Origin of the sequence: Klebsiella sp. EMBS2024 (assembly GCF_036233805.1) — a bacterium.
Taxonomy (GTDB): domain Bacteria; phylum Pseudomonadota; class Gammaproteobacteria; order Enterobacterales; family Enterobacteriaceae; genus Klebsiella; species Klebsiella pneumoniae.
The window spans coordinates 37423-42676 of record NZ_JAZARW010000002.1; the positions used below are offsets into that span (position 1 = coordinate 37423).

Below are 5254 nucleotides of genomic sequence, written 5' to 3' on the forward strand. Positions count from 1 at the left end.
CTTCTCAGGAGCATCAGCATGGCCAGAAAACAATGCCAGGTCTGCGGCCAACCCGCCACCGTGCGGGTGGAAGCCAATCTCAACGGTCGTCACAGCACCATGCTGTTGTGCGACGACCATTACCGGCAATTAGTGCGCCAGCAAAAGCGCACCGTTTCGCCGCTGGAAGCCTTGTTCGGCTCGCGCAGCGGCCTGTTCGAGGACTTCCTCGGCAGTGACTTCTTCCGCATCGGCGACGACGCGACGCCAGTTGCCGCCGATACCGATGACGTGGTCGATGCCTCGTTTGGCGAGCCCGCCGCCGCAGGTTCGGGTGCGCCGCGCCGTCGCGGCAGTGGGCTGGCCAGCCGCATCAGCGAACAGTCGGAAGCCTTGCTGCAGGAGGCCGCCAAACACGCTGCCGAATTTGGCCGCTCCGAGGTGGATACCGAACATCTGCTGCTGGCGCTGGCCGACAGCGACGTGGTCAAGACCATCCTGGGTCAGTTCAAGATCAAGGTCGATGACCTCAAGCGGCAGATCGAGTCTGAGGCCAAGCGCGGGGACAAGCCCTTCGAGGGCGAGATCGGCGTGTCGCCGCGCGTGAAGGATGCGCTCAGCCGCGCCTTCGTGGCCTCCAATGAACTCGGCCATTCTTATGTCGGTCCAGAGCATTTCCTGATCGGTCTGGCTGAGGAAGGCGAAGGGCTGGCCGCCAACCTGCTGCGCCGCTACGGCCTGACGCCGCAGGCGCTGNGCCAACAGGTCAGCAAGGTGGTCGGCAAGGGCGCCGAGGATGGCCGCGCTGAGACGCCGACCAACACGCCAGAACTCGACAAGTACTCGCGCGACCTGACCAAGATGGCGCGCGACGGCAAGCTCGACCCGGTGATCGGCCGCGCGCAGGAGATCGAAACCACCATCGAGGTGCTGGCCCGGCGCAAGAAGAACAACCCGGTGCTGATCGGCGAGCCGGGTGTGGGCAAGACCGCCATCGTCGAAGGGCTGGCGCAGCGCATGGTGGCGGGTGAAGTGCCCGAGACCTTGCGCGACAAGCGCCTGGTGGAACTCAACATCAACGCCATGGTGGCCGGCGCCAAATATCGCGGCGAGTTCGAGGAGCGCGTGCAGAAGGTGCTGAAGGAGGTGACCGAGCACCAGGGCGAGCTGATTTTGTTCATCGACGAGGTGCACACCATCGTCGGTGCCGGCCAGGGCGGTGGCGAAGGCGGGCTGGACGTGGCCAACGTGTTCAAACCGATGATGGCGCGCGGTGAACTCAACCTGATCGGCGCCACGACGCTGAACGAGTACCAGAAATACATCGAGAAGGATGCCGCACTGGAGCGGCGCTTCCAGCCGGTGACGGTACCCGAGCCGACGGTGGCCCAGGCCATCATGATTCTGCGCGGCCTGCGCGACACCTTCGAGGCGCACCACAAGGTCAGCATCTCCGAGGACGCGATCATCGCGGCGGCCGAGTTGTCCGACCGCTACATCACGGCGCGTTTCCTGCCGGACAAGGCGATCGACTTGCTCGACCAGGCGGCCGCGCGCGTGAAGCTGTCGGCCACGGCCCGGCCGGTGGCCGTGCAGGAGCTGGAGTCCGAACTGCACCAGCTGCGGCGTGAACAGGATTACGTGGCCGCGCGCAAGCAGTACGACCAGGCCGCCGAGCTCGGGAAGCGCATCGAAGCCAAGGAGGCCGAGCTCAAGAAGCTCGTCGAGGACTGGGAGCGGGAGCGGGCCTCCGGCAGTGCCGAGGTCAAGGCGGAACACGTGGCGCAGATCGTCTCGCGCCTGACCGGCATCCCGGTCAACGAGTTGACGGTGGAAGAGCGCGAAAAGCTGCTGCACTTGGAACAACGGCTGCACGAGCGCCTGGTGGGACAAGACGAGGCGGTCCGTGCCGTGGCCGATGCCGTGCGGCTGTCCCGCGCCGGCCTGCGTGAAGGCAGCAAACCGGTGGCTACCTTCCTGTTTCTGGGCCCGACCGGGGTGGGCAAGACCGAGCTCGCCAAGGCATTGGCCGAATCGATCTACGGCGATGAGCACGCCCTGTTGCGCATCGACATGTCGGAATATGGCGAACGCCATACCGTGGCGCGATTGGTGGGCGCGCCTCCGGGCTATGTCGGTTACGACGAAGGCGGTCAGCTCACCGAGAAGGTGCGGCGCAAGCCCTACAGCGTGCTGCTGCTCGACGAGATCGAGAAGGCACACCCTGACGTATACAACATCCTGCTGCAAGTGTTCGACGACGGTCGCCTCACCGACGGCAAGGGCCGGGTGGTGGATTTCACCAACACCATCATCATCGCTACGTCCAACCTGGGTTCGGACATCATCCAGCGACGGCTGAAGGCGCGCGGGGCGGCCGGCGAGGAGTACGAAAAGACCAAGGCCGGAGTCATGGACGTACTGCGCGGCCATTTCCGGCCCGAGTTCCTCAACCGCATCGACGAGATCATCGTCTTCCATGCGCTGGGCAAGGAGGAGATCCGCCACATCGTCGGCCTGCAGCTCGATCGCGTGGCGCGCAGCGCCGCCAGCCAGGGCGTGACGCTCACTTTCGATCAGACGCTGATCGACCATTTCGCGGAAGAAGGCTACAAGCCCGAGTTCGGTGCGCGTGAACTCAAGCGCCTGATCCGCAGCGAGCTGGAAACTGCGCTGGCGCGCGAGATGCTCGGCGGCGGCATCGGCAAGGGCGATCACGCCAGCGCACGCTGGGACGACAAGGCCGAACGCGTGGTGTTCGAACGCAAAGAGCCACCGCAGACCCCGGCCGAGCCGGAGCAGCCGGATGCCGCGAAGGCGAGCGACGCATCTTGATGGCGGGCGAGGCTGCCGTGTCCGACCCCATCGGCCTGGCACTGGCATGAGCAGCCTCCCTGGCCTCGATCGCGGTGGCGGTCGTGGCCGCAGGTCACGCGGGCGTCTACAAGCGTGATCCGCAGTCGGCCACGCCGTGGGGACTGCTCATCAGCGGCGGCACTGCCCTCCCGCTCGCTAGCCATCCGTTCGCGTGACGGCGCGGCCCATCTGTTCACCTGCTCCTCTGGCAACTCGACTTTCGAGGAACAAGGCCCATGGCTGGGTGACGCGGGCAGGCAACTGATAGTCGGTACTCTGTTCGACATCTCTTCTCGCAAGGAAATAGAGCAGCAGTTGCTGCGTATGGTGATCACCGACCCCTTTGCTTCACGGTTGAGGGAACATGTTCGCGCAACCGACATGGCTGCCCGGATTGGGGGGAGGAATTCGCTGTGTTGTTGGAAGCGGCATCGATAGAAGGCGCCCAAGTATGGGCGGAGCGATTTCGTCAGGACACTGCGGCGACAGCGGTGGTGTGTGGAGAGGTGTCGATCAGCTATAGCGCCAGCATGGGGGTGGCTCTCCTTGACCCCCGTTTGCACTCTGTCGAGCAGGTGATGCTGCAGGCGGACAGCGCGCTCTACCAGGCAAAAAAGACAAGGGTGCAACCAAGTTGTGGGCGCACAAGTATTTCAGAATTGAGAGGAGTGGCGATGAAGGAAAAGCAAGCAGACCCGATCAAAACATTTCGCGCCCAATGGGCAGTGATGACGTTCTACGAGCGCTTTGAACAGGTGATCGCGCTCGCGCTGTCCGCAATCATTGCCGTTATCATCGTGGTCTCGCTGCTGCAGCTGATCTCGATCGTCTTCAGCCTGCTGATCATTGATGCATTCAATCCGCTCGATCACAAGGTCTTCCAGACCGTGTTCGGCATGATCATGACGCTGCTCATTGCCATGGAGTTCAAGCATTCCATCGTGAGGGTGGCCTTGCGGCGCGACAGCATCATCCAGGTCAAGACGGTGATCCTGATCGGGCTGATCGCCCTGGCGCGTAAATTCGTGATCCTCGACCCGGAGACCGGCCCCGCCAAGGTCGCGGCGCTTGCAGGCGCGACACTGGCCCTCGGGGCGACTTACTGGCTGCTGCGCGAGCGCGATGACCGGACAGCCGGGGAAAGCTCAGATGATCAGTCGTGATCTGCGCCACGCGCAGAATGTCGGCGCGCGGCATCGCTGGCACAATCGCCTGCAAACCGTGCTGTTGGTGCTGACCCTGCTCGGAATTGCCGCCGTCGCTGGCAGCCTGCTGTTGGGTGACGGCGGGCTTTGGCTGGCGCTTGCGGCTGCGGGGTTCACCCTGCTGCTTGAACCGGCCGCCGNTCCGGGCTGACCTTGCGGCTGTATGGCGCACGCCCCCTGCACCCGGATGAAGCGCCCGATCTTTGGGCTGTGTTGCGCGAACTGGCGGCGCGGGCCGGGCTGCCTACCGTGCCGGTACCGCACTACGTGCCCAGCGGGGTCGTCAACGCCTTCGCCACCGGTTCGAAGCATCACGCGGCCATCGCGCTGACCGACGGCCTGCTGCGTAGCCTCACGCCCCGCGAGTTGACCGGCGTGCTCGGCCACGAAATCGCGCATATTGCGAACGAGGATTTGCGTGTCATGGGCTTGGCCGATTCCATCAGCCGGCTCACCCATCTTCTGGCCTTGTTGGGGCAGCTTGCGATCGTGCTCAGCTTGCCAACGCTATTGCTTGGAGTCACGGAAGTCAATTGGCCCGCGTTGCTTCTACTTGCGGTCGCGCCACAGCTGGCCTTGCTGGCTCAGTTGGGCTTGTCCAGGGTGCGCGAATTCGACGCCGACCGGCTCGCTGCCGAATTGACCGGCGACCCGCACGGGCTGGCCTCAGCGCTCGCCAAGATCGAGCGGGTGAGCCGCTCCTGGCGCGCCTGGCTGCTGCCCGGATGGGGCAATCCGGAACCCTCCTGGTTGCGCACGCATCCAGCGACGGCTGAACGCATTGAGCGCTTGCTGGAACTTGCTCCGCCGCCCGCGATGCCGCCGTTTCCATCGGCCCGTTTCGACCCCGAAGTGACCGTATCACCACGTCCGCCACGCTGGCGCACTGGCGGCCTTTGGCGCTGATTTCAACATGGAGAATGACGTGACCTACCCGACCCCTACAGCCGCCCGGCGCCGGATCGATTCATCCGGCGCTGGCTCGTCATCACTGGCTGCATCGCCGCACTCATGCTGCTGTGGCAGTTCCTGCCCGCCATCGAAGCCTGGTTCAGTCCCCACGAAACAAATGCTTCAGCCCGGAAGAGAGGTCTCAGGCCGTCCGGGAGCTCTGTAACCGACGTGGAACCGCGCGTAAAGTTGCACAAAGCATAGGCGTCAGCGTCCCGGTCCTGTACAAATGGAAGAAAGACCTTATCAGTGACGAGGCTTAT

Annotated in this window: 2 protein-coding genes and 4 pseudogenes; all 6 read left to right on the top strand. The window is 64.2% G+C overall.

Translation table 11 applies throughout. The annotated features are described in order from the left end of the window. The first annotated feature begins 18 nt into the window (after positions 1 to 18). Positions 19 to 2814, top strand: coding sequence for a heat shock survival AAA family ATPase ClpK (clpK, locus tag VZP09_RS24405; protein ID WP_328795513.1), 2796 nt, complete (start codon positions 19 to 21; stop codon positions 2812 to 2814). Further along, a pseudogene (locus tag VZP09_RS24410) lies at positions 2814 to 3011 on the top strand (hypothetical protein). The gene clpK and the pseudogene VZP09_RS24410 overlap by 1 nt, the downstream one beginning before the upstream one ends. Positions 3012 to 3248: 237 nt before the next feature. Continuing rightward, positions 3249 to 3395: pseudogene (locus VZP09_RS24415) on the top strand (phosphate-starvation-inducible PsiE family protein); the annotation flags it as partial. A gap of 114 nt (positions 3396 to 3509) precedes the next feature. Further along, positions 3510 to 3998: a phosphate-starvation-inducible PsiE family protein gene (locus tag VZP09_RS24420; protein WP_004152114.1), complete on the top strand. Its 489-nt coding sequence runs from the start codon at positions 3510 to 3512 to the stop codon at positions 3996 to 3998. Then, positions 3985 to 4946 (top strand): annotated as a pseudogene (locus VZP09_RS24425) (zinc metalloprotease HtpX). The gene VZP09_RS24420 and the pseudogene VZP09_RS24425 overlap by 14 nt, the downstream one beginning before the upstream one ends. 155 nt (positions 4947 to 5101) lie before the next feature. Continuing rightward, positions 5102 to 5254: pseudogene (locus tag VZP09_RS24430) on the top strand (transposase); the annotation flags it as partial.